Source organism: Thalassotalea sp. PLHSN55, from assembly GCF_052030545.1.
Classification (GTDB): domain Bacteria; phylum Pseudomonadota; class Gammaproteobacteria; order Enterobacterales; family Alteromonadaceae; genus CANMXU01.
The window spans coordinates 251,903-276,215 of the sequence record NZ_JBPDIH010000006.1 but is presented as its reverse complement, the minus strand read 5'-3'; the positions used below and the strand labels follow the sequence as shown (position 1 = coordinate 276,215).

At 40.3% G+C, this 24,313-nt stretch carries 33 protein-coding genes; 22 read left to right on the top strand and 11 right to left on the bottom strand.

The window, feature by feature from the left end:
- The first annotated feature begins 1 nt into the window (after position 1).
- From rpsC to rpsQ, 4 genes are read left to right on the top strand one after another with little or no spacing between them, the layout of a single operon-like run.
- On the top strand, positions 2–697 hold the full coding sequence (rpsC, locus tag ACRRSQ_RS13815) for a 30S ribosomal protein S3 (protein ID WP_440876339.1): 696 nt from the start codon (positions 2–4) through the stop codon (positions 695–697).
- 10 nt (positions 698–707) lie between these two features.
- The gene (rplP, locus tag ACRRSQ_RS13810; RefSeq protein WP_440876338.1) at positions 708–1,121 is read left to right on the top strand and encodes a 50S ribosomal protein L16; all 414 of its coding nucleotides are present in this window, start codon (positions 708–710) and stop codon (positions 1,119–1,121) included.
- A complete protein-coding gene (gene rpmC / locus ACRRSQ_RS13805) occupies positions 1,121–1,312 on the top strand; it encodes a 50S ribosomal protein L29 (RefSeq protein ID WP_440876337.1) in 192 nt (63 codons plus the stop codon). Before rplP ends, rpmC begins: the two co-directional genes overlap by 1 nt.
- Positions 1,312–1,572, top strand: a complete 261-nt coding sequence (rpsQ, locus tag ACRRSQ_RS13800; protein ID WP_440876336.1) for a 30S ribosomal protein S17 — start codon at positions 1,312–1,314, stop codon at positions 1,570–1,572. Before rpmC ends, rpsQ begins: the two co-directional genes overlap by 1 nt.
- An 87-nt stretch (positions 1,573–1,659) precedes the next feature.
- On the opposite strand, the gene ACRRSQ_RS13795 is transcribed toward rpsQ, so the two are convergent.
- The gene (locus ACRRSQ_RS13795) at positions 1,660–1,983 is read right to left on the bottom strand and encodes a hypothetical protein (protein ID WP_440876335.1); all 324 of its coding nucleotides are present in this window, start codon (positions 1,981–1,983) and stop codon (positions 1,660–1,662) included.
- Positions 1,984–2,435: 452 nt separating this feature from the next.
- Here ACRRSQ_RS13795 and rplN point away from each other — a divergent pair, with 452 nt between their 5' ends.
- The 17 genes from rplN to rplQ all read left to right on the top strand — a co-directional run bounded on the left by rplN (position 2,436) and on the right by rplQ (position 10,966).
- Positions 2,436–2,804, top strand: coding sequence for a 50S ribosomal protein L14 (rplN, locus tag ACRRSQ_RS13790; RefSeq protein WP_303455072.1), 369 nt, complete (start codon positions 2,436–2,438; stop codon positions 2,802–2,804).
- A gap of 12 nt (positions 2,805–2,816) precedes the next feature.
- Complete coding sequence (rplX, locus tag ACRRSQ_RS13785) at positions 2,817–3,131, top strand: 50S ribosomal protein L24 (protein ID WP_440876334.1); 315 nt, start codon at positions 2,817–2,819, stop codon at positions 3,129–3,131.
- A gap of 12 nt (positions 3,132–3,143) precedes the next feature.
- A complete protein-coding gene (gene rplE, locus ACRRSQ_RS13780) occupies positions 3,144–3,689 on the top strand; it encodes a 50S ribosomal protein L5 (protein WP_440876333.1) in 546 nt (181 codons plus the stop codon).
- Positions 3,690–3,693: 4 nt separating this feature from the next.
- Entirely contained in the window at positions 3,694–3,999 is a 306-nt protein-coding gene (gene rpsN / locus ACRRSQ_RS13775) for a 30S ribosomal protein S14 (protein ID WP_440876332.1), read from the top strand.
- A 19-nt stretch (positions 4,000–4,018) separates the two neighbouring features.
- A complete protein-coding gene (rpsH, locus tag ACRRSQ_RS13770) occupies positions 4,019–4,408 on the top strand; it encodes a 30S ribosomal protein S8 (protein ID WP_440876331.1) in 390 nt (129 codons plus the stop codon).
- A gap of 12 nt (positions 4,409–4,420) precedes the next feature.
- Positions 4,421–4,954, top strand: coding sequence for a 50S ribosomal protein L6 (gene rplF / locus ACRRSQ_RS13765; protein WP_440876330.1), 534 nt, complete (start codon positions 4,421–4,423; stop codon positions 4,952–4,954).
- 9 nt (positions 4,955–4,963) lie between these two features.
- On the top strand, positions 4,964–5,317 hold the full coding sequence (gene rplR / locus ACRRSQ_RS13760) for a 50S ribosomal protein L18 (RefSeq protein WP_440876329.1): 354 nt from the start codon (positions 4,964–4,966) through the stop codon (positions 5,315–5,317).
- A 9-nt stretch (positions 5,318–5,326) separates the two neighbouring features.
- Positions 5,327–5,830 carry a 30S ribosomal protein S5 gene (rpsE, locus tag ACRRSQ_RS13755; protein ID WP_440876328.1) on the top strand — a complete coding sequence of 168 codons (504 nt, stop codon included), beginning with the start codon at positions 5,327–5,329 and terminating at the stop codon, positions 5,828–5,830.
- 6 nt (positions 5,831–5,836) lie between these two features.
- A complete protein-coding gene (gene rpmD / locus ACRRSQ_RS13750; protein ID WP_189378502.1) occupies positions 5,837–6,016 on the top strand; it encodes a 50S ribosomal protein L30 in 180 nt (59 codons plus the stop codon).
- A gap of 2 nt (positions 6,017–6,018) precedes the next feature.
- Positions 6,019–6,453 carry a 50S ribosomal protein L15 gene (gene rplO / locus ACRRSQ_RS13745; protein ID WP_440876327.1) on the top strand — a complete coding sequence of 145 codons (435 nt, stop codon included), beginning with the start codon at positions 6,019–6,021 and terminating at the stop codon, positions 6,451–6,453.
- A gap of 8 nt (positions 6,454–6,461) precedes the next feature.
- Positions 6,462–7,787: a preprotein translocase subunit SecY gene (gene secY / locus ACRRSQ_RS13740; protein ID WP_440876326.1), complete on the top strand. Its 1,326-nt coding sequence runs from the start codon at positions 6,462–6,464 to the stop codon at positions 7,785–7,787.
- A 43-nt stretch (positions 7,788–7,830) separates the two neighbouring features.
- Complete coding sequence (rpmJ, locus tag ACRRSQ_RS13735) at positions 7,831–7,947, top strand: 50S ribosomal protein L36 (RefSeq protein WP_074496180.1); 117 nt, start codon at positions 7,831–7,833, stop codon at positions 7,945–7,947.
- Positions 7,948–8,100: 153 nt separating this feature from the next.
- Entirely contained in the window at positions 8,101–8,457 is a 357-nt protein-coding gene (gene rpsM / locus ACRRSQ_RS13730; protein ID WP_440876325.1) for a 30S ribosomal protein S13, read from the top strand.
- 13 nt (positions 8,458–8,470) lie between these two features.
- On the top strand, positions 8,471–8,860 hold the full coding sequence (gene rpsK / locus ACRRSQ_RS13725) for a 30S ribosomal protein S11 (RefSeq protein WP_076420861.1): 390 nt from the start codon (positions 8,471–8,473) through the stop codon (positions 8,858–8,860).
- A 21-nt stretch (positions 8,861–8,881) separates the two neighbouring features.
- Positions 8,882–9,502 (top strand): 30S ribosomal protein S4, encoded by a 621-nt coding sequence (rpsD, locus tag ACRRSQ_RS13720; protein ID WP_440876324.1) that lies wholly within the window; start codon positions 8,882–8,884, stop codon positions 9,500–9,502.
- Between the two features lie 24 nt (positions 9,503–9,526).
- A complete protein-coding gene (locus tag ACRRSQ_RS13715) occupies positions 9,527–10,516 on the top strand; it encodes a DNA-directed RNA polymerase subunit alpha (RefSeq protein ID WP_440876323.1) in 990 nt (329 codons plus the stop codon).
- Between the two features lie 45 nt (positions 10,517–10,561).
- Complete coding sequence (gene rplQ / locus ACRRSQ_RS13710) at positions 10,562–10,966, top strand: 50S ribosomal protein L17 (RefSeq protein ID WP_440876322.1); 405 nt, start codon at positions 10,562–10,564, stop codon at positions 10,964–10,966.
- Positions 10,967–11,041: 75 nt separating this feature from the next.
- On the opposite strand, the gene ACRRSQ_RS13705 is transcribed toward rplQ, so the two are convergent.
- Positions 11,042–13,375, bottom strand: a complete 2,334-nt coding sequence (locus tag ACRRSQ_RS13705) for a response regulator (protein WP_440876321.1) — start codon at positions 13,373–13,375, stop codon at positions 11,042–11,044.
- Positions 13,362–14,315, bottom strand: coding sequence for a cytochrome-c peroxidase (locus ACRRSQ_RS13700; RefSeq protein WP_440876320.1), 954 nt, complete (start codon positions 14,313–14,315; stop codon positions 13,362–13,364). Before ACRRSQ_RS13700 ends, ACRRSQ_RS13705 begins: the two co-directional genes overlap by 14 nt.
- Positions 14,316–14,526: 211 nt before the next feature.
- Between ACRRSQ_RS13700 and ACRRSQ_RS13695 the strand changes: the two genes are divergently transcribed.
- Positions 14,527–15,426, top strand: a complete 900-nt coding sequence (locus ACRRSQ_RS13695) for a phosphoribulokinase (RefSeq protein WP_440876319.1) — start codon at positions 14,527–14,529, stop codon at positions 15,424–15,426.
- A 71-nt stretch (positions 15,427–15,497) separates the two neighbouring features.
- On the opposite strand, the gene ACRRSQ_RS13690 is transcribed toward ACRRSQ_RS13695, so the two are convergent.
- The 8 genes from ACRRSQ_RS13690 to ACRRSQ_RS13655 form a co-directional block, all read right to left on the bottom strand.
- Positions 15,498–15,902, bottom strand: a complete 405-nt coding sequence (locus tag ACRRSQ_RS13690; protein WP_440876318.1) for an OsmC family protein — start codon at positions 15,900–15,902, stop codon at positions 15,498–15,500.
- A gap of 143 nt (positions 15,903–16,045) precedes the next feature.
- On the bottom strand, positions 16,046–16,417 hold the full coding sequence (locus tag ACRRSQ_RS13685; protein ID WP_440876317.1) for a DUF3802 family protein: 372 nt from the start codon (positions 16,415–16,417) through the stop codon (positions 16,046–16,048).
- A gap of 127 nt (positions 16,418–16,544) precedes the next feature.
- Entirely contained in the window at positions 16,545–17,348 is an 804-nt protein-coding gene (locus ACRRSQ_RS13680; RefSeq protein ID WP_440876316.1) for a DUF1338 domain-containing protein, read from the bottom strand.
- Positions 17,349–17,849: 501 nt separating this feature from the next.
- On the bottom strand, positions 17,850–19,319 hold the full coding sequence (astD, locus tag ACRRSQ_RS13675) for a succinylglutamate-semialdehyde dehydrogenase (RefSeq protein ID WP_440876315.1): 1,470 nt from the start codon (positions 19,317–19,319) through the stop codon (positions 17,850–17,852).
- Between the two features lie 79 nt (positions 19,320–19,398).
- Positions 19,399–20,415: an arginine N-succinyltransferase gene (gene astA / locus ACRRSQ_RS13670; protein ID WP_440876314.1), complete on the bottom strand. Its 1,017-nt coding sequence runs from the start codon at positions 20,413–20,415 to the stop codon at positions 19,399–19,401.
- Between the two features lie 71 nt (positions 20,416–20,486).
- A complete protein-coding gene (locus ACRRSQ_RS13665; protein WP_440876393.1) occupies positions 20,487–21,692 on the bottom strand; it encodes an aspartate aminotransferase family protein in 1,206 nt (401 codons plus the stop codon).
- Positions 21,693–22,001: 309 nt separating this feature from the next.
- Positions 22,002–23,150 (bottom strand): HDOD domain-containing protein, encoded by a 1,149-nt coding sequence (locus ACRRSQ_RS13660; RefSeq protein WP_440876313.1) that lies wholly within the window; start codon positions 23,148–23,150, stop codon positions 22,002–22,004.
- 84 nt (positions 23,151–23,234) lie between these two features.
- On the bottom strand, positions 23,235–23,816 hold the full coding sequence (locus tag ACRRSQ_RS13655; protein WP_440876312.1) for an anthranilate synthase component II: 582 nt from the start codon (positions 23,814–23,816) through the stop codon (positions 23,235–23,237).
- Between the last annotated feature and the right edge of the window lie 497 nt (positions 23,817–24,313).

The following is a 24,313-nucleotide window of genomic DNA, read 5'->3' as shown; positions in this document are numbered from 1 at the left end:
AATGGGTCAAAAAGTCCATCCAAATGGTATTCGCTTAGGTATCACTAAACCTTTTGCGTCTACTTGGTTTGCAAGTAGCAAAGATTTTGCAGATAACATTCACGGTGACCACAAGGTTCGTGCATATTTATCTGAAAAGCTTAAGCGTGCATCATTGTCAAAAATCGTGATTGAGCGTCCAGCTAAGTCAATCCGCGTAACAATTCACACGGCTCGTCCAGGTGTTGTTATCGGTAAGAAAGGTGAAGACGTAGAAAAATTACGTTTAGCCGTTTCTAAAATTGCTGGTGTTCCTGCTCAAATCAACATTGCTGAAGTTCGTAAGCCAGAAATGGATGCGCAGCTTGTTGCTGACAGCATCGGTAGTCAACTTGAACGTCGTGTTATGTTCCGTCGCGCTATGAAGCGTGCTGTACAAAACGCTATGCGTTTAGGTGCTAAGGGTATCAAAGTTGAAGTTAGTGGTCGTTTAGGCGGTGCAGATATTGCTCGTTCTGAATGGTATCGTGAAGGTCGTGTACCTTTGCATACATTACGTGCTGACATTGACTACGCAACTGCGCGTGGTGAAACAACGTACGGTACTATCGGTATTAAAGTGTGGATTTTCAAAGGCGAAATCATTGGTAAAATGCCATTAGTGGCAGAGCAACCAGCGGCAAAACCTAAGAAAAAAAACAACCGCAAGGCTAAGTAGGGGATAAGTTATGTTACAACCAAAACGTACTAAATTCCGTAAGCAATTTAAATTGCGTAACCGCGGTCTAGCACAAGTCGGTAGTTCAGTAAGCTTCGGTACTTACGGGTTGAAATCAGTTGAGCGTGGTCGTATGACTGCACGTCAAATTGAAGCAGCTCGTCGAGCAATGACTCGTCATGTTAAGCGTCAAGGTAAAATCTGGATCCGAGTATTCCCTGATAAGCCAATTACCAAGAAACCATTAGAAGTACGTATGGGTAAAGGTAAAGGTTCAGTAGAATATTGGGTATGCCAAATTCTTCCGGGTCGTGTTCTTTATGAAATGGAAGGTGTATCTGAAGAAATCGCACGCGAAGCATTTGCTTTAGCAGCTGCGAAACTTCCGTTCAAAACAACCTTCGTAACTAGAACGGTGATGTAATGAAAGCTAGCGAACTTAAAGAAAAAAGCGTTGAAGAGTTAAATGCTGAATTACTAGGTTTACTTCGCGAGCAGTTTAACTACCGCATGCAAGCAAGCACTGGTCAATTAGCACAAACTCATTTGCTAAGACAAGTACGCCGTAATATCGCGCGTGTTAAGACTATCATAACTGAAAAGGCAGGTAAGTAATGAGCGAAGCTAAAATTCGTACACTACAAGGTCGCGTTGTCAGTGACAAAATGGATAAGTCTATCACTGTCCTGATTGAACGTCGTGTTAAGCACCCTATCTACGGTAAATTCATGACGCGTTCAACTAAGTTGAAAGCGCACGATGAAGCTAACGTATGTACAGCAGGTGACGTAGTAACTATTCGTGAATGTGCTCCTATCTCTAAGAGTAAATCTTGGACATTAGTAGACGTAGTAGAAAAAGCAAAGATTATCTAATCTAAGCGTTTATACTAACGAGAGTTATTAGAAGGCCCTACCATGTTTGTGGTAGGGCTTTTTTATTGGATGCAAATTGGCAAACAACTATTTGTAATTTAAAGGTGTATTGTTACTTATACATTTTCTTTCAACTATAGCGATCAACTCTAAATCAATTTTATTTGGCGTATTTAAATAGCTATCGCCTAAATGTTTGAGCCAGTCGGCTCTTGAGCACAATAAACGATAAAATGCCTGTTTAGTTTTTTCGTCTTCGCTTATGTCTACTACCTTTGAAAATTCCAGCTTTTCGTTAAGATCTGAGCTACCAGCATCATACATAGTTTGAGATAGTACTTTTACAAACACAATAGCAGTTATTGCCGCGCCCAATATAAATGAAGCAACCATATATAAAATCTTGTTCATAACCTTACCTTATGTATTCGTATTTTTAGCAGCAAGATTGAGTCCGTGAGTGAAGCGCTTGCTGTGTGACTTAGTAAGGTTACTAATATTTACATGGTTGGGCTTTGCTAGGAGGCAGAGGGAATATTTCATTTAACTTTCCTTGTTAAGCTAGTTATTTACAAAGAGATTAGCTTGTAGGTGAAAAAATAACCACCAATGTCCGTTAAGTATAATTTTTTTATTATGTAAACATGTTGATACGAACTATTTACTTTGGTCACCCAATTGAACAAGAACACGGAGATTGTTTATTTTTTCGCTAAATAGAGTATCACTTTTTAATTAGTGGTGTTATAATCTCGCGCCCTCTTAATATGAGTGGGATTTAAAAGGCAGTGACGGGTCGGATTTTTGGCCTTAAATTTCTATCTTTTTTATAAGACAAAAGATAAATAGCGGAGACATATTAAATGATCCAAATGCAATCACAATTGAACGTGGCTGATAACAGTGGCGCTCGTCGTGTACAATGTATAAAGGTTCTTGGTGGCTCGCACCGTCGCTACGCACGCATTGGCGACATCATCAAAATTGCAGTGAAGGAAGCAAATCCTCGCGGCAAGGTTAAAAAAGGTGATGTTCTAACTGCAGTAGTGGTGCGCACAAAGAAAGGTGTTCGTCGTACAGATGGTTCTGCCATTCGTTTTGACGAAAACGCGGCTGTAATGTTAAATGCTAACTTACAACCAATTGGTACTCGTATTTTCGGGCCTGTGACACGTGAACTTCGTAATGAAAAATTTATGAAGATCGTTTCATTAGCACCAGAAGTACTATAAGGAGTCACGATAATGGCATCTAAGATTCGTCGTGATGATGAAGTAGTTATACTTGCAGGCAAAGACAAGGGCAAAACTGGTAAAGTGACCAAAGTTCTTGTTGAAGACAGCAAAGTATTCGTAGAAGGCGTTAACTTAATCAAGAAACACCAAAAACCTGTACCTCAGTTACAGCAGCCTGGTGGCATTGTTGAAAAAGAAGCACCTATCCACGTATCAAACGTAGCGATCCTTAACCCAGCAACGGGTAAAGCAGATCGTGTAGGTTTTAGAGTTGAAGACGGTAAGAAAGTACGCTTCTTCAAATCTAATAACGAATTAATTTAATTGGAGTAAACGATGGCGAAACTGCATGATTTTTACAAAGATACAGTTGTAGCTGAATTGCAAAAGCAATTTGGTTATAAAAGTGTCATGCAAGTCCCTCGGATTGAAAAGATCACCCTTAACATGGGTGTTGGTGAAGCGATTGCCGATAAAAAGGTATTAGAGCACGCCACGAATGATCTTACTGCAATCTCGGGTCAAAAGCCGCTTACGACTGTTGCACGCAAATCTGTTGCGGGCTTCAAGATTCGTGAAGGCTACCCTATTGGTACAAAAGTAACTTTACGCGGCGAGCGTATGTGGGAATTTTTAGAGCGTTTAATCTCTATCTCAATTCCTCGTATCCGTGACTTCCGTGGCTTGAACCCTAAGTCGTTCGATGGCCGTGGTAACTACAGCATGGGTGTACGTGAGCAAATTATCTTCCCAGAAATCGATTACGATAAAATCGATAAAATCCGTGGATTAGATATTACTATCACTACTAGCGCGAAGAATAACGAAGAAGGTCATGCTTTATTGACTGCATTCAACTTCCCGTTCAAGAAGAAGGCGTAGAGTTATGGCTAAATCGTCAATGAAAGCTCGTGAAGCTAAAAGAACCAAGTTAGTTGCACAGTATGCTGAAAAGCGTGCGGCACTAAAAGCTATCATCTCAAGTCCAGAGTCTTCTGAGGAAGATCGTTGGGATGCAGTATTGAAACTTCAAAGTTTACCTCGTGATTCAAGCAGTAGCCGTCAACGTAACCGTTGTAACGTTACTGGTCGTCCACATGGATACTTACGTAAATTCGGTTTAAGCCGAATCAAGTTGCGTGAAGCAACTATGCGTGGTGAAGTTCCAGGTCTTAAGAAAGCTAGTTGGTAATTCACGGGAGTAAATGGTTATGATGACTGATCCTATCGCGGACATGTTTACACGCATCCGCAACGGTCAATCTGCAGCTAAAACTGCAGTAACAATGCCATCTTCAAAGGTTAAAGTTGCTATTGCTAACTTGCTTAAAGAAGAAGGTTATATTTCAGATTACACAGTATCAGGTGAAGCAAAACCTGAACTAGCTGTTACTTTGAAGTATTTTGAAGGTAAAGAAGTAATTGAATCGATCAAACGTGTTTCACGTCCTGGTCTTCGTGTATACAAAAGCTGTGATGAACTTCCTAAAGTTCTTGCAGGTATGGGTATTGCGATTATTTCTACTTCTAAAGGTTTGATGACAGATCGCGCCGCTCGCACTGCGGGTATTGGTGGCGAGATCATCGGTTTCGTAGAGTAAAGGAGCAGAACTATGTCTCGTGTTGCAAAAGCACCTGTCGAAGTACCTGCTGGCGTTACTGTTACGTTATCTGGTCAAGACATTAAAGTAAAAGGTCCTGTAGGTGAATTATCTACTACAATCAACAGCCTAGTTGCAGTTTCTCAAGAAGAAAATGTAATTAAAACAACTGTTGCTTCTGAAGATAAATCTGCATGGGCACAAGCCGGTACTGCACGCGCTTTAATCAATAATATGGTTGAAGGTGTGAGCAAAGGCTTTACAAAAACATTAGTTTTAAACGGTGTTGGTTACCGTGCTAAAGCTGCAGGTAAGAACTTAAACTTATCTTTAGGCTTTTCACACCCGGTTGACCACGCTATCCCTGAAGGGGTAACTGTTGAAACTCCAAGCCAAACTGAAGTTATACTGAAAAGTGCTGACAAACAGTTGGTCGGTCAAACTGCTGCAAACATTCGTGCTTACCGTAAGCCAGAGCCTTATAAAGGTAAAGGTATTCGTTATAGTGACGAACATGTTCGCCGTAAAGAAGCTAAGAAGAAGTAGGGTAATACGATGGATAAGAAAACATCTCGTTTGCGCCGCGCTAAACGCGCTCGTGCAAAAATCAGCGAGCTGGGTGCGAATCGTTTAGTCGTGTTCCGTACTCCTCGTCACATTTACGCGCAATTGATTGCACCAAATGGTTCTGAAGTAATTGCTGCGGCATCTACTTTAGACAAAGAAGTTAGTGCTCAAGTAGAGAAAACAGGTAACGTTGCTGCAGCTACTGCTGTAGGTAAAGCAATTGCCGAACGTGCAAAAGCAAAAGGCATTGAGTCTGTTGCATTTGACCGTTCAGGTTTCCGTTACCATGGTCGCGTAAAAGCGTTAGCAGAAGCAGCTCGTGAAGCTGGTCTTCAGTTTTAGGGGTTGATTATGGCTAATCAAGAAAATGCACAACAAAGTGATTTAGCTGAAAAGTTAGTTGCCGTAAACCGCGTTTCAAAAGTGGTTAAAGGTGGTCGAATTTTCAGTTTCACAGCACTAACTGTAGTTGGTGACGGTAATGGCCGTGTTGGTTTTGGTTACGGTAAGGCACGTGAAGTTCCTGCTGCAATCCAAAAAGCAATGGAAAAGGCTCGTCGTAACTTAGTAACTGTTGACTTGAAGGGTACTACTCTTCAACATCCTATCAAGGGTCGTCACTCAGGTTCTAAAGTTTACATGCAACCAGCTTCTGAAGGTACAGGTATCATCGCCGGTGGCGCGATGCGTGCAGTACTAGAAGTTGCAGGCGTTCAGAACGTATTGTCAAAGGCATACGGTTCTACTAACCCAATCAACGTAGTTCGCGCTACTGTTTCTGCTCTTGCGAATATGCATTCGCCAGAAGGCATGGCAGCTAAGCGTGGCAAAAGCGTTTCAGACATCTTGGGGTAATTGAGCATGGCTAAAACAGTTAAAGTAACTCAAGTAAAAAGTTCTATCGGTCGTTTACCGAAGCATAGAGCTACATTAAAAGGTCTTGGTTTACGTCGTATCAATCATACAGTTGAGTTAGAAGATACTCCTTCTGTACGTGGTATGATTAATCAAGTATCTTATATGATTAAGGTGGAGGATTAATTATGCATTTAAATACTTTATCTCCTGCACCAGGTGCTAAGAAAGCCAAGAAACGCTGTGGTCGTGGTATTGGTTCTGGCATAGGTAAAACTGGTGGTCGCGGTCACAAAGGTCAGAAGTCTCGTTCTGGCGGTAGTGTACGTCCAGGTTTTGAAGGCGGTCAAATGCCATTAAAACAACGTTTACCTAAATTTGGTTTCACGTCTCGTAAGTCTTTAGTTCGCGCTGAAGTACGTTTACATGAGCTAAATAACATCACTGCTGATGTTGTCGACATTCATGCACTTAAAGATGCAAACCTAATTACACGTAACATTGAGACAGCAAAAATCATGTTGTCTGGCGAGATTACTCGTCCAATCACAGTACGTGGTTTAGGTGTTACTAAAGGTGCACGTGCAGCTATTGAAGCTGCCGGCGGAAAAATCGAGGAATAGTACAGGTTATGGCTACACCAGGAATGGATAATAAAGGCGCAGGCGGTTTGTCTGAGCTAAAACAAAGATTATGGTTTGTTTTCGGAGCACTTATTGTTTTCCGTTTAGGATCATTCGTGCCAATCCCTGGTATTGACGCCGCTGTATTAGCTCAGTTGTTTGAACAACAAAAGGGCACCATCGTAGAAATGTTTAACATGTTCTCTGGTGGTGCACTTGAGCGAGCCTCTGTATTGGCACTAGGTATTATGCCGTACATCTCAGCTTCAATTATTATGCAATTGCTTACTGTAGTTCACCCTACAATGGCAGAGCTTAAGAAAGAAGGTGAAGCTGGACGTCGTAAAATTAGTCAATATACTCGCTACGGCACATTAGTACTTGCAATCATCCAATCAATTGCAATTGCGAGAAGTTTACCAGAAATGATGCAAGGGCTAGTTATGAATGCTGGCTTTGGTTTCTATTTCGCTGCGGTAGTTTCTTTGGTTACTGGTACCATGTTTTTAATGTGGTTAGGTGAGCAAATTACTGAACGTGGTATTGGTAACGGTATCTCAATTATAATTTTTGCGGGTATTGTTGCAGGTATGCCATCAGCTGTTGGTCAAACAGCTGAAATGGCGCGTCAAGGTGAATTGCACTTATTAGTATTATTGCTAATGTGTGTCATTGTATTTGCTGTGACTTTCTTTGTAGTGTTTGTAGAGCGTGGTCAGCGACGTATTGTTGTTAACTATGCTAAACGTCAGCAAGGCCGTAAGGTTTTTGCTGCACAAAGCACTCACTTACCATTGAAAGTAAACATGGCAGGTGTAATACCACCTATTTTTGCATCAAGTATTATCTTGTTCCCAGGCACGCTTGCAAGCTGGTTTGGTCAAGGTGAAGGTGCAATGGCTGACTTTTTACAAGAAGTATCAATTGCTATTTCTCCAGGTCAACCTTTGTATGTAATGTTACTTGCGGCAGCAATAATATTTTTCTGTTTCTTCTACACGGCTCTTGTTTTCAATCCGCGTGAAACAGCAGATAACCTGAAAAAATCCGGTGCGTTTATTCCTGGGATCCGTCCTGGTGAGCAAACGTCTAAGTATATAGATAAAGTAATGACACGTTTAACCCTAGCAGGTGCAATGTACATTACCTTTATTTGTTTGGTACCTCAGTTTATGATCATCGCTTGGGACGTTCAGTTCTATTTTGGCGGAACTTCGTTATTAATTATCGTTGTTGTGATCATGGATTTTATGGCACAAGTACAAACGCATTTGATGTCTCATCAATATGACAATGTACTTAAGAAGGCTAATCTTAAAGGCTACGGTCGTTAAGATAGTTTAGTTAACTCTCTAATAAGAGAAGCGGAGTAGTAAGATGAAAGTTCGTGCATCCGTAAAAAAGATTTGTCGTAACTGTAAAGTTGTTAAGCGTGCTGGTGTGGTTCGTGTTATTTGTAAAACCGACCCTAAGCATAAACAACGTCAAGGTTAATTATTAACCTTTCGACAGTGAATCTTTTAGAAGTGGCATTATGTAGATTTTTCTGTATAATGCCGCTTCGATTTGCAAAAAAGAAGACAGGTTGAGTATCCTAACGGGCTTTTCAACCTGATGTAATTTAAATTTAGAATAGGAGATGTGTTAGTGGCCCGTATCGCTGGCATTAACATCCCTGATCGTAAGCATGCAGTAATCGCCATTACTGCCATCTTCGGTATCGGAGCAACACGTGCGAAAGCAATTTGTGCGGCTTCTGGTATTGCAGAAACTACTAAGATCAGTGAATTGGACGAAGCTCAAATTGATTTGCTTCGTGCTGAAGTGGATAAATACACCGTAGAAGGTGATTTACGCCGTGAAGTTTCAATGAACATTAAACGTCTTATGGACTTAGGTTGTTACCGTGGCATTCGTCACCGTCGCAGTCTTCCTCTACGTGGTCAACGCACTAAAACAAATGCGCGTACACGTAAAGGTCCTCGTAAGCCTATTAAGAAGTAAGAGGAACTAGACAATGGCTAAAACACCTGTACGTACGCGTAAACGCGTAAAAAAACAAGTTGCTGATGGCATGGCTCATATCCATGCTTCTTTCAACAACACAATCGTAACTCTAACAGATCGTCAAGGTAATGCTTTATCTTGGGCAACTGCTGGTGGTTCAGGTTTCCGTGGTTCACGTAAATCTACTCCATTCGCTGCACAGGTTGCTGCTGATCGTGCTGGTAAAGCAGCTCAAGAGTTTGGCTTGAAGAATATTGAAGTGTTCGTTAAAGGCCCAGGACCAGGACGTGAGTCTGCAATCCGTGCCTTAAATGCTGCTGGTTTTAAAATCACCAACATTACTGACGTTACACCGATTCCTCATAATGGTTGTCGTCCTCCTAAGAAACGTCGCGTTTAATAGGAAAGTTGGAGAAAGAAAATGGCTAGATATTTAGGTCCTAAGTTAAAGCTTAGTCGCCGCGAAGGAACAGATTTGTTCCTTAAAAGCGGTGTTAGAGCAATTGACACTAAATGTAAAATCGAAACAATTCCAGGTCAGCACGGCGCCCGTCGCGGTCGTTTATCTGACTATGGTATTCAACTTCGTGAAAAACAAAAAGTTCGTCGTATTTATGGCGTTCTTGAGAAGCAATTCCGTAACTACTATAAAGAAGCGGCTCGTCTTAAAGGCAACACAGGTGAAAACTTGTTACAGCTTTTAGAAAAGCGTTTAGATAACGTAGTTTACCGTATGGGCTTTGCCAGCACTCGTGCTGAAGCTCGTCAACTAGTTAGCCATAAGGCTATCGTTGTAAACGGCGTTGTTGTTAATATTCCATCTTTCACTGTTAAAGCTGAAGATGTGGTTTCTGTTCGTGAAAAATCGAAAACTCAAGCGCGTATTGTTGCTGCTTTAGAGTTGGCTGACCAACGCGAAAAGCCAGTCTGGGTTGAAGTAGATAATAAGAAAATGGAAGGCGTTTTCAAACGTATTCCAGATCGTTCTGACTTATCTGCAGAAATAAATGAACAGTTGATTGTTGAACTTTACTCTAAGTAAAGTCGTACATTAAGAGAGGACATAATGCAGGGTTCTGTAACCGAATTCCTTAGACCACGTTTGGTAGATATCGAAACTCTTAGCGCTCGTCGCGCTAAAGTGACTTTGGAACCATTGGAACGTGGTTTTGGTCACACTTTAGGTAATGCGTTACGCCGCATTCTTTTATCTTCAATGCCAGGTTGTGCTGTAACTGAAGTTGAGATCGATGGCGTATTACACGAGTACAGTAGTAAAGAAGGTGTTCAAGAAGACATCATTGAAATACTGTTAAACCTTAAAGGACTTGCTGTTGGTTTAGAAGGCAAAAACGAAGCTGTTCTTACCTTAACTAAGTCTGGTGAAGGCCCTGTAACGGCTGCTGACATCCAGCATGATGGAGACGTGACTATCGCGAATCCAGATCATGTTATCTGTACGTTAACAGGTGACGGATCAGTTAGTATGCGCATTAAAGTAGAAATGGGTCGTGGTTACGTTCCTGCTTCTACTCGTCGCAATGCCGAGGAAGAAGATCGTGCAATAGGACGTTTGTTGGTTGACGCCTCATTCAGTCCAGTCGCAAGAATTGCCTACGATGTTGATTCTGCACGTGTTGAACAACGTACAGATTTAGACAAGCTAGTTATCGACATGGAAACTAACGGTACGTTAGATCCAGAAGAAGCTATCCGTCGCGCATCAACCATTCTAGCTGAACAGCTAGATGCGTTTGTTGAATTACGTGATGTGACAGAACCAGAGCAAAAAGAGGAAAAACCTCTATTTGATCCGATTCTTCTTCGTCCAGTTGATGATCTTGAACTAACAGTTCGTTCAGCAAACTGCTTGAAAGCAGAAGCAATTCAATACATTGGTGATTTAGTACAGCGTGCTGAAGTTGAGCTTCTTAAAACGCCTAATTTAGGTAAGAAGTCTTTAACGGAAATCAAAGACGTTTTAGCGTCTCGTGGTTTGTCTCTGGGAATGCGCCTTGAAAATTGGCCACCAGAAAGCATCGCTGATAACGACTAAGTCGATCATCGTTTTTTAACAGTTGAGAGAGATAAGGATTAACTTATGCGTCATCGTAAAAGCGGTCGCCAGTTAAACCGTAATAGCAGTCATCGCCAGGCGATGTTCCGCAATATGGCAAGCTCTTTAGTAAAGCACGGCGTTATTAAAACGACTGTAGCTAAAGCTAAAGAACTACGTCGCGTTGTAGAGCCATTAATTACATTGGCTAAGACCGACAGTGTAGCAAACCGCCGTTTGGCATTTGCCCGCACACGTGATCAAGAAGTAGTTGGTATTTTATTTAACGAACTTGGTGAACGTTACCAAGAACGTCCAGGTGGTTACACTCGCATTTTAAAATGCGGTTACCGTACTGGTGATAAAGCACCTATGGCTTACGTTGAATTAGTAGACCGCCCAGTAGTTGAAGAAGCTGCTGAAGTAGTTGAAGAAGCAACTGAAGCTTAATTTAGTAATAAATTAACTTCATATTTAAAAACGGAGCCTCGGCTCCGTTTTTTGTTTTTACTTATTCACTAAACGTTATTTAAGGTCGATATATTTTGCGAGCTCTTCTTTAATCAACTGTTTGTCATAAGGCTTACACAAGTGACTGTTCATACCTATACTTAAATAGTGCTTAACTTCTTCTTCAGTAACATTTGCGGTCAGTGCAATGATCACTAATTCATTTTCATCATAGAGTTTCCTCAATTCCTTGGTTGCTTCCATGCCGTCCATTACAGGCATTCTAATATCCATTAAAATTACATCGTAGTGGTTCATTTTCGCTTTCATTATTGAGGCCAAGCCATCTTCTGCATGATCTACTGAAAGGTTGAGGTTTTTAAGAATAGTGGTTGCAATGGTCTGATTAATTCTATTATCTTCGACCAATAATATGCGAGGTTTCGAGTCACATTCAGACCTATCTTCTTGTACGATAGTTTGCTGTGCTTGCGCTATGTTTTTTTGTTGATGAATCTTTTGAGGGTTGGTTAGGCTGTTATAAAATCGAGAAATGGTAAAAGGTTTAGACAGAAATTTATGATGCTTAAGTAATTGTTCACGATCTTCAATCTGTTTGTGGTTAAAGGCGCTACATATAACTATTTCTTTTGGCTGATTTTCATCGCTTTTCATTTGTTTGATGAAATCAAGACCACTTTCTGAAGGCAAGTGCCAATCGACTATTGCGTAATCAAATATTTGAACTTGGCAGGCAGAAATTGCTTTACTTACGGAATCGGTAATTTCTATTTGCATGCCGAGGTGATGCGCAATTTTCGAAATAACTTCTTGGGTGATCAGGTTATCTTCTAAAAGTAGCAGTGTTTTTCCTGATAATTCACTTATATCAAGCTGCTTAGCTTCTCCTTGTTGTGTGATTTTTACCGGAAGTGTGACTAGAAATGTTGAACCAACATTCAATTGACTTTGCACTTCAATACTCCCGTGCATAAGCTCAGCAAGCGTTCTGCATATGGACAAACCTAAGCCAGTACCGCCGTATTTACGAGTGGTGGAGTCGTCTGCTTGAACAAAGCGCTCAAACAGTTTACTTGCTTGTTCGCTACTTAAGCCTATACCAGTATCGGTGACTTTATATTGAATCAATTGGTACTCAGTTACATCAGTCAGCTTAGCTGCTATCTCAGTGTGTTCAGCAATATCAACAACTTTGGCTTGAATGTATATATGCCCTTTGTCGGTAAATTTTATACCGTTACCAACTAAATTTACGAGTATTTGCCCAAGTCTTACGGGGTCGCTGTTTATCCAAGGTGAAATATTAGGATCTAATTGATAAATAATCTCTAACCCTTTTGTCTCTGCCGCTTTACTTAGCATAGTATCAAGGTTTTCAAACAGTTTTTCGTGCTCGAAATCGATATAGTCTATTGAAAGTTTACCTGCTTCGATTTTAGAGTAGTCTAGAATATCGTTGATGATGCTTAATAGTGACGTTGCAGAAAAAAGTACTTTATCGAGATAATCTTTTTGTGTCGTTGAAAGCTTGGTTTCTAAACAAAGCTCAGATAGACCAATAATGCCTGTTAAAGGGGTACGTATTTCATGCGACATGTTTGCTAAAAAAAGACTTTTGGCTTTAGCCGCGGCATTAGCACGCAAAGTTTGATGCTTTAAATGGTTTTGTTGGCGCTTAAGCAAAATGATAAAAATAAACAACAGGCTCAATATAATAAGAAATAAGTAAGCGACAACTAATTCAGATAAGTGCTGGTATTGCTGTTGTAAGGAAGAGTATCGCTTAACCAAATAACTATTAATATTTGAGGTTTTTACTTGCTCCATTAACTCTTGTGAAGTTTGGGTATTATTGGCGATAAAATTTGCGTGTTGAATAATCGACAAATGTTCACTACTTACTTTTGTTTTATCTCCCAGTACTGTTGATAACTTATTAGTGAAGCTTTGTTTTTGTTGCTGAGTGGGTGAAATGGTGAACTTCATTAATTCACTATTAATAATTTGTTGCTGAGCGCTAGGTATAGCTTTACTAAAGACAACCAATCGCCTTGATGTTTTAAGCATAGTCACTAACTGCATATAATTGTCAGTTAGGCGGTTATATTGCTCTAGAGCCGTCTTAATTTCGCTATCAATGGGCAAATGAAGCATCAGCCTTTCTATTTCTAGCTGAAACTGAGCATAAAGGTCGTAATGTAAGTTGCTATTAAAGTTAGTATTTAGTATTTCAGCAGTCTGTTGAGGAATAATACTTTCAAGGGCAGAAATCGTCGTTAACCTCGCTTGAATTTGCTCACGCTTATCTAGGGCGTTTATAAACAACACAGCAAATGTTGCGTATAGCAGCAAACAAAATGCTTCAGGTAAGTATTTAGTTAGCTTCATCGGTGCCTATCTCCATTGGCGCAGCACTAAACGACTGTAGTAACGCAACTATGTCGTCTGTATCCTGTTGCTTTAACGTAATGCCTAGTTGAACTTTTGCCATTATGTTAACAGCTTCTCCTAAACTATCGATTGAACCGTTATGAAAATAGGGTGAGGTTTGCGCAACGTTACGCAAACTTGGTACTTTAAAAATGTGCTTATCTTGCTCATTATTCGTAATATTGTATCTGCCTAAATCCAGCTTTAATTGTTCTGGAATATCACTGATACGACCAAGCTTTTGCATTATGTTGCCACCTATATTTCTGCCTTGATGGCAGGTACTGCAGCCTAAATTTAGAAACTTTTGATAGCCTCGCTGTTGCTGCTCGGTGAGCGCGCTTTTATCGCCAAGTAAGTATCTGTCGATGGCTGAATTTGGCGTAATTAGAGACTCTTCATAAGTGACGATTGCACGCAGTATATTATCGACGGTAACGCCTTGATTGCTTAGGCGACTAAAAGCTTGGTTGAAATAACTATCTTGTGACAATTTTTTGATGATCTCAGGCCATGAACTCGCCATCTCAATAGGGTTATGTATTGGGCCTACGGCTTGTTCGGCTAGGCTTGAACTGCGACCGTCCCAAAACTGTTTAATGTTAAATACCGCATTTAACACGGTTGGAGAATTACGTGTGCCAATAGCATTGTTCACCCCTGTAGATAAGCTAAAGCCATCGTCACCACCAAAATCAACCATATGACAAGATGCGCACGAAACCGTATTATCTTTGGATAGTAATGTGCTATGAAAAAGGGCCTTCCCCAAAACCCCCCAATTTTTATTGATCACTATGTCGGTAGGTATTGGTTGAATTGGGCCATCGACATGCTTAAAAACAAATTGGGTTTTGCTCAATGATGAAACGTCATCGTTTTTTGACTGTTCGGTCAAAAAAATTGAATAGCCTACCGGTATTAAAGAGAAAAAGATAAATGATACAAATAAATTTCGATAATACGTTGATGTCATTGATATATTAATTGAGAATGGGCTTGTTTTTTTAGTGTAGTCTAGAATATTTATTTGTGATGCTTTTTTATTCGCTTGCAGTTATATCTAAATAGTCATATAAAACACAGGTTAGTTTTAAAAGTGAGAATTTATGTCTTCCCGTAATCCAATTATTGCCGTTACTGGTTCATCAGGCGCCGGTACTTCTACAACGATAGAAGCGTTTGAACACATCTTTCGTTCTTTAGGCATTACTTCTGCTCAAGTTGAGGGTGACAGTTTTCATCGTTTTTCTCGTCAAGAAATGGATGTAGAAAAACGAAAAGCAAAAGAAGATAAGCGAAATATTAGTTATTTTGGTGATCAAGCCAATGATTTTGATGCGCTTGAAACCTTGTTCAAAGACTATTCTGAAACAGGAAAAGGCAAGGTTAGAAAATACTTGCATACATTCGATGAAGCGGTTCCATACAATCAAATGCCGGGCACATTTACGCCATGGGAAACATTAGGTGAGGGTACCGACTTATTGTTTTATGAAGGTTTGCATGGCGGCGTAGTTACCGAAAAAAATGACGTAGCCCAACATGTTGACTTACTTATCGGTATGGTGCCAATTGTTAACCTTGAATGGATACAAAAAATCATTCGAGATACCAACCAGCGTGGTCATAGCAGAGAAGCCGTTACAGGCAGTATTTTAAGAAGTATGGAAGATTACATTAACTTTATTACGCCACAGTTTTCACGTACTCATATTAACTTTCAGCGCGTACCTACCGTAGATACATCAAACCCTTTTAGCGCAAAAACAATTCCAACATTAGATGAAAGCTTTGTTGTAATCCGTTTTAGAGAGGGGACTCATGTTGATTTTCCTTATTACCTCAACATGATCGACGGTGCATTTATGTCGCGTGTTAATACCTTAGTTGTGCCAGGTGGTAAAATGGGTTTGGCAATGGAATTACTACTGACACCATTAATTAGAGATTTAATGCAAAAGAAAGCTGAAGCGAACAAGCAGCTTGATTGGATGAGTGACTTGTAGCTTTCTGTTTAAGATAGACGTTTTTGGAAATGAAAAGCCGCTAATGAAGCGGCTTTTTAGTAAATAACTCGTTATTGCTCAACAATAGCAAAGTCATGGGTAATATTAACTTTACCTGCTAGCATCAAAGCAACAGAACAATACTTGTCAGCAGAAAGGCTAACAGCGCGCTCAACTTGTTTTTCGCTGACAGCGGTACCAGTAATAACAAAGTGCAGATGAATGTCTGAAAATAGCTTAGGTACGGTTTCAACACGGTTGCCACTAATTTCGACATGGCAGCCTGCTACTTGCTGGCGAGATTTTTGTAGAATGCTAACAACGTCAACACTTGAACAGCCACCTAGTGAAATAAGTACGTTTTCCATAGGGCTTGGCGCAAGCTTGCCACCATTGGCATCCATTACTAACGTATGACCACTGTCTGATGTACCTAAAAAAAGCTCTTCACCAATCCACTTTACTGTTGCTTTCATAATTTTTGTTTTCGTTAAATCAAAGTATACCGTTATTTTAACGAACCTTTAAGGTGCATACTAGCGCAGCAAGCTATCAGGAGTTGTATTAATGTACGGTTTTTCTTTCACTAATTACGAAAATTGTAATGACGTATGAACACTTAAGTTGATGAAGAAGGTTGAGACAACATTTGCGCATGAATTTCAGTATCAAATAGATTTTTAATGAGCATGGCCCATTCTTTAATAAATTCAAGCTGTGCAGGGCTTACGTGATTATTGACGACACCAGAGAGTATTTCTTCTAGATCATAAACAATAGCGTCGACTTCGCGAATAATGGTATTACGTTGATTAAAGCTTAACGCTTCGTTTTGACTACAAACATTAATAATAAGTGAGCTTAATTGGCTTTCAATTTCTTCCATTACCGTTGCACCATTAGTTGGAACGTTATCACGGTTTTCAAACAGTGATAAATGCTCCGTTAAATATTCAATGATATGAATATAACCTTCGGTGTTCGTAACCATAATGATTTATCCCTAAAAATTTGAAAGCAACGTATTTACATTATTAACGGTAACACAAAAAAATGCTATCTGATTTAAATAAAGAAATTAAGTAGAAATGCATCTACTTAATTTCTAATTCAATCACTTAGTCATTTGTTGCGTTGGTACTTTCAAATATTTTATCGGCTGAAGCGGCAACAAAGCCCGTATATAAACTACCATCGCTATTAGGGTAACGAAGGGCGAATTCATAAAAACAGCTAGGGATCGCTAACGTGGTGTCACTAAATTTCACTTCAATACGGTCGGCCATTGTTGAAGATTGCTCTAATTTAACGCTAGCATCACCTTTGACCTCGCCGCCAGTGGCATTTAGTTTATAGCCGGCTTGTTTAAGTTTGTCGTTAACGGCAACAATATTATCGAATTGGGCAAGGTGATTAATGCTAACGGTGAAGTGATTAGCACGATAGCCCCAAACGGCTAACCATGCAGCATACTCGCTTTCGCTCAGTAGCGTTTTATATTCTTGTGAGCTTATCGGCCAGCTTCTACCTGAAAATAAAAAATTATTATGGTCGATTGCATCGCTGTCAATACTATCAACAATACGCTTGATAATTGCTTGTGCTTGTGCTGAAAACGCTTCCACTAACAATTCACTAATAAACACTTTAGGCAAAGTATCGTCACTGTGTTCATAATGGCTTGCGACTAATTTTTTTTGTTCAAACTGGTATTGACCACATTCTTTGTAGCCTAATGCTAAAAGGTGCTGTGCTAGTTTATCTTTGTTAACTTTGGCCAAATTAAAGGTGCGATAGGCTACATGGTCATTGATGATCTTATCGCCATGGCCTAACAGCTGATGAATTTTTTCAGCAGAAGGTGTGAGAGCAATATAATCTTGCCAAATATGGTCAAATAGCGAAGTTACTTCAGTTGTCATAGCTGACTCCTTGTGACTGTTTTGTACAGTAAGTGTAGTTAACCTGCTCTCGGCTTAATAAATACTTCTCTAGCTGCTATTTTTACTTACTTCCGCGTTAAATTCACTTGCAATACGCCCACATGGATGTGGAAGGTAGAGCGACGTATGAACCAAAGCCGTGGCTAGCTATTGACGCGTAAATTTGCCTTGAATTAAGCAAAATTAGTAAGCTAGAGCTTAACTTAAAATTATAGTTCTATATTTAAATTAGTTAAATATCTCTTAAACCGAGTTCAGGTTAGTTAACATTAACCAAGAGCTGGTTAGTTTTAATAAGGAAGATAGCCTAGATGACAGATTTTATATAACGTGAAAAACTGACGAATAGAAGCTATCCGCCAGTGTTTTATAACTGGTCAATGCTTTTGTAAAAGCAGGGCTTTTTGCCTGCTAATTTCATTGCATCGAATAATTGCATGGTCAATTACCTAGTTAATTAGTACGCAATTAGATAAACAATTAAATCGCTAAGCCAGGGCTTAAGTTTTCAGGTAATTTCACTTTTTCAGCCTCAACTGATGCTACAGGGTAAGCACAGTAATCGGCGGCATAGTATGCGCTCGCTCTGTGGTTACCGCTACCGCCAATACCGCCAAATGGTGCCGCGCTGCTAGCGCCCGTAATTGGCTTGTTCCAATTAACAATACCAGCGCGAATACGGCTGAAAAAATGTTGGTAATCACTTTCGTTATCTGCGAGTAAACCTGCGGATAAGCCAAAGCTGGTGTTGTTAGCTTCATCAATTGCTTGGTCAAAATCGCTGTAACGATACACTTTTAATAATGGGCCAAAATGCTCATCATCAGGCATTTCACTAATGTTAGTTACATCAATAATACCCGGTGAAATAAAGCCGGTACCGGTTTCTAGGTGTTTCATTTCTATTAAAGATTGACCACCAAGATCGAGTAATTGCTGCTGAGCTGCAACTAAACCTAATGCGGCTTTTTCTGAAATCATTGAACCCATAAAAGGTTGCTCTTCATCATCATAGTAGCCAATTTTAATCGCTTGGGTAGCGCTGAGTAGTTTCGCTAAAATGGCATCACCTTGAGCATTGCTTTCAATAAATAATCGACGCGCACACGTACAGCGTTGGCCGGTAGTAACAAATGCTGATTGAATAATATCGTGCACAACGGCATCAATATCTTGTGCATCTTTAACAATTAATGGGTTATTTCCACCCATTTCAAGCGCTAAAATTTTACCCGGCTGACCGCCAAATTGTTGATGCAATAAATGACCGGTATTTGAACTACCCGTGAAAAATAAACCGTCAATCAATTTATGGCTTGCAAGGGCTTTACCTGTTTCTACTTCGCCTTGCACCATATTGACCACGCCGGCAGGTAAACCTGCCTGTTGCCATAACTTTAATGTTTCTTGTGCAACTTTTGGTGTTAATTCGCTTGGCTTGAATACCACGGTATTGCCAGCGATAAGCGCCGGTACGATATGCCCGTTAGGTAAATGGCCAGGAAAATTATACGGACCAAAAACCGCAACTACGCCATGAGGCTTATGACGAATGATAGCTTTTGCGCCAGGCATTGGGTTTTCTACCGTTCCAGTGCGCTCATCATAGGCTTTTAGTGAAATGGCGACTTTGCCGATCATTGCTCCGACTTCAGTGCGAGTTTCCCATAAGGGCTTACCGGTTTCTAAGGCGATGGTATTGGCTAATGCTTCTTTATTTTCACCGAGCAGTTCAGCAAATTTTTGTACAACGGCAATACGTTTCTCGAGCGCTAACATTGACCATGACTCAAACGCGGTGCGAGCACTTTTTATTGCCGCATCAACTTGTTCAGCTGTGGCTGATTGCCCTTGCCAAATAACGTCGTTGCGCGCTGGGTTAACAGAGCTTACGGCATGACCAAGACCAGCTTGCCATTGATTGTTGATAAATTGAATAGGATCTGACATTTGTATATTCCTCTGCGACTTGCTGATGCAGCTGTGCTGAACCGTCGCTTTTTAACGCCAAGTACGCTTGGCTGTAATATTAATTGGCGACGATACGAACCCAGTCATGTTCTTTCACATGTAAAGCGTCGGCAACGTCTTGGCTGATCACGACTTGTTCAGCCGTTTTTCTCAATAATATAGGGCTTTGCACAGCTCTAAAGTTGCTCACCTGATTATTGCAAATAATAAAGTTATCGCCTGCAGTGACTTCACCGATAAGTACCTGACACCGCTGGCTTTGATTAATGGTTTTGATATTATTTTTTTCAGCTTCAACAGTTGGGCCGCCATCAAAAATATCGACATAACCGCGACGCGCAAAACCTTCTGTTTCTAATAACTTTAATGCAGGAACCGTTTTTGGGTGTACCTCATTAATCACTGCTTGAGCTTCTTTACTTAATAAGCTGACGTAAATCGGGTATTTAGGCATAAGTTCCGCGATAAACTCTTTTTTACCAATGCCGGTTAAATAATCTACCGTTGGAAAGTCCATAGAAAAGAAGTGCTCTTCCAACCAATTCCAAAACGGAGAACGACCGTCGTCATCAGATACGCCGCGCATTTCTGCAATAATAATGTCAGCAAAACGTTGTTGGTGTTCAGCGATAAATAAAAAGCGGCAACGTGACAATAATCGGCCGTTATTATTTTTTCGGTGGCTATCGCTTAAAAATAAGGTGCAAATCTCCGAAGCGCCAGTGTAATCGTTACACAAAGACAGTGTTTCAACGGTGTTGTAAACGTTCAATTCGCGAGAGCTGTGAACCACTTTACCTAAATGATAATGATAAAATGCGTCGTCTAAACCGACTGCTGCTTCAATACCGCTGGTACCAACAACTTGGCCGGTTTCGGTATCTTCCATCACAAATAAATAGCTTTCGTCGCCTGCTTGGCTAACTGACTTATTAAATGAGCTTTCGGCGCGCGCTATGCGTTGTCTTAGTAAGTCTTCATTTACTGGCAATGAAGTGAACCCATGGCCAGACTCGACAGCTATTCGATATAAGTGGTCGTAATCGCTATGTTGAATAGGGCGTATAATGATCATAGATGCGTCTCAATAAGGTCGAAAAATTGCCCGCAGGTCTGAAACAAGCGGGCGATATGCATGCGTTTAAACTAGCTATTGGTAACTGTGGCTATTGCTCTTTCAAAGCGAGCTAAACCTTCAACGATATCTTCATCAGGGATCACTAATGACGGTGCAAAACGTACAATACTTGCACCAGCAACCAAGGTCATTACACCCTCAGCCATTGCTGCGTTTAATACGTCTTTTGCTTTGCCTTGGTAGTTATCATTTAATACTGCGCCAATTAATAAGCCTTTACCGCGTATCTCTGAAAATACATTGTATTTTTCGTTAATCTTATTTAACGCGTTAACGTATAATTCGTGCTTCGCTTGAACACCAGCAAGTAATTCTGCATTATTTACGGTGTCAAATGCCGCTTCAGCTACCGCACACGCTAGCGGGTTACCGCCATAGGTGCTGCCGTGAGTACCAATTTTTAAATGCTTAGCAATGTTATCAGTCGTTATCATCGCACCAATTGGGAAACCACCACCTAATGCTTTTGCGGTAGTTAAAATATCAGGCGTTACGCCCAAGCCCATGTACGCATATAACTCACCCAAGCGGCCAACACCGGTTTGAACTTCATCAAATACTAATAAGGCATTGTGCTCGTTACATAGTTCACGAACGCCTTTAGCAAACTCATCTGTTGGTGAAACAATGCCGCCTTCGCCTTGCAATGGTTCCATAACAACAGCACAGGTTTTGTCTGAAATTAGCGCTTTAACACTGTCTAAGTTATTGTATTCAGCATGAACAATATCACCAGGTTTAGGGCCAAAACCATCTGAATAAGCCGCTTGACCACCAACGGTAACCGTGAAAAAAGTACGACCGTGAAAACCTTGTTTAAAGGCGATGATTTGTGATTTTTCCGCGCCGTAATTATCTAATGCCCAACGACGAGCAAGTTTTAATGCCGCTTCATTTGACTCAGCGCCCGAGTTAGCAAAGTAAACTTTATCGGCAAAGGTATTATCAACAAGCTTTTTCGCTAAACGTAATGCTGGCTCGTTGGTCATGACATTTGATAAGTGCCAAATTTTTTCGCTTTGCTCTTTTAAAGCTGACATTAGTGCCGGGTGACAGTGACCTAAACAGTTAACGGCAATGCCACCAGCAAAATCGATATATTCGCGATCTTGTTGATCCCAAACGCGTGAACCTTTACCTCGAACAGGAATGACTGCAGAAGGTGAATAGTTGGGAACCATAACATCGTCAAATAAGTTGCGATCAACTGAAATTGTTGGCATTGCTTTCTCCTTTAAAGTTTGAGAATGGTTTCTCAAATTGAATCGATTGTTTAAATATATACCAAAATGGAAAATAGTATATTGTGTAAATATGAAAAACATTATGGCACAAGAATTTACACTTGTCTTGCGTAAAATCTTCTACAAGCCTTATAAAACAAGGGTTTGCTAAGTTATATTCACTTTTAGTGAATAACTATATTCAAAGCGTGGAAAGGGAAACTTGTTGAATAGACAACAAGGTGGCTGAAAAGGTGTCGCTTTTGTCTAAAAAAGGGAAAACTAATAAATAATCAAAAATTATTTGAAATTTAATTTTAAGTGGTCAATGTCGGTACTTTTCAACAGTTCGATGTTAGATGGCGTAAGTTTCACCGAAGAAAGCAGCTTTTTCGCTTCATCTGATTCGATTAAATCGGCTTTAGCCAAGTTTCTAAAGGCAACATAAGCTTTTGCTTTAGCGATTATTTTAGCTAACTTGCACATTGGTTGAGTACTTTCAGCGTAAGCTAAGTCAAACATGGCTTCGGTTATCTGTAAGCGATCAAAGCGCATTAATTCAACCATGTCTGCAGTTATGCTGGTGCTGTACTTGCTAAGTTGCTCTAACAAGAGTTCTGGGCAACTATTAAATTCACTCATGATGTTATGCAGCTTTTTATCTCGGTTATCATAAGCCTCTTTAAGCTCTGCATTGTACATTTCGTTATGAGTATTTAAAAAGCAGCGAGTGACGGCAAGTACGCCTAAGTTTGACAACATACCCGCCGTAAAAGCCGTGAAGTCATCTATACCATCTACTTCCTTAGCTAATGCTTGAGTGGCTAAGGCAATGGATAAACTATCGTTCCACAGTTTTCGTTTTAGCAGCCCAAATGGACTCGTGCTCGCTGGCAGCCAGTGTTTTAAAATAAAGGTCGGTAAAATAAGTTTTAAGTTATCTAAGCCAATGTAGCTAAGCGCAATACCCGGCTCAGTTACTTGTACATCAGCGCGTTTACGGTATTGCGGCTTATTGACGAGGTTAACAACATCGTTAGCTAACCAAGGTAGTGATTTTGCTAAAGGGGTAATACGATTTACCGAAGCGGCTTTTACCGCCAATATTTCTAAAATATCAGGTGCCGCACTTTCAATAGCAAGTATGGAGTTAAAGAGATGTTCTTTGTTTTCAAAGTCGCTATCAAACTTTTCTAAAACGCGCGCGTAGAATTTTTCCATCACTTGCAATTTAAAGTGATGTTTACCGTGTTCTTTGATGATTTTGTCTTGTTGTGCCTTTTCTTCAACCGCTAATAATTCACGTCGACGAAAAGTTTGCTCGCTACCCTGTTGGGCGGCGTTGGCAACTTTACCATTTTGCAGCAAGGTAAACTCTTTGCCTATTGCTAAGCTTAATGAGCGCTCATAGACTGCAGCAACTGTTTTGTCGTTTTTAAATAATTGCATGTTTTATTGTTGGTTATGGTCTTTTTGTTTCAGACATATGCTATTTATCGACCGCAAGTGCAGAAAGATTAATCAAAGTCAGTGTTAATTATATGTTTGTAAGAAGTTCTTTAGCAATAGCTGACCTTGTTCTGTCAGTACCGATTCAGGGTGAAATTGCACACTCATGATAGGTAAATGCTGATGTTCTAATGCCATTATTTCAGAGTGACCGTTTTTATCAATACTAAATGCCGTTGCGATAAGCTCTTTTGGCAAACTTGCTTTATCAACAACTAATGAATGATAGCGTGTCACTGACAATGGATTGTTTATCTTTGAAAACAAGCCAGTGCCATCATGTTTAACTTGGCTGACTTTACCGTGCATTACTTTTTGTGCGCGTATGACCTTAGCGCCAAAAGCTTGGGCAATGCACTGGTGGCCAAGACATACACCTAAAATGGGAATTTGTCCGGCAAATTGCTCGATAACCTTTAATGAAATTCCTGCGCTGTCAGGGTCGCAAGGACCTGGTGAAATTACAATATACTGTGGCGATAAGGCCTTAATTTCTTCAATGCTAATTTGGTTGTTACGAAACACAGCTACCTCTTGCCCTAGTTCACGAAAGTAATGCACTAGGTTAAAAGTAAAGGAGTCGTAATTGTCGATCATTAATAACAAAAAATACTCAATATTGTCACGGTGTAGATAATGGCGCTATTCTAATCATTGCGCTGAGCTAATACATTAACTTTTTTAAAAAAGATTAAATCTGTTTTAGGGATAGTTATAAGTGAGTACGGCTATGGCAGGGGTAAAGGACCTATGCCTACATGGATGTAGGTACTTATGATTTGTCAGGAACAAAAATCATGACTGACATCCTGAACATCGTCGCTCTTTGACGTCCATGCCACCGCGACATTGCCTACAGGGATGTAGGTACTTTTGATTTGTCTGGAACAAAAATCATGTGACTACATGGATGTAGGTACTTATGATTTGTCGGGAACAAAAATCATGTGACTGTGTGGATGTAGGTGCTTAGGCTTTGCAGGAGCATAAAGCCTGACCGTTCATCCTGAACATCGTCGCTCTTTGGCATCCATGCCACCGCGACATACCGGTCATCCTGAACATCGTCGCTCTTTGACATCCATGTCATCGCGACATACCGT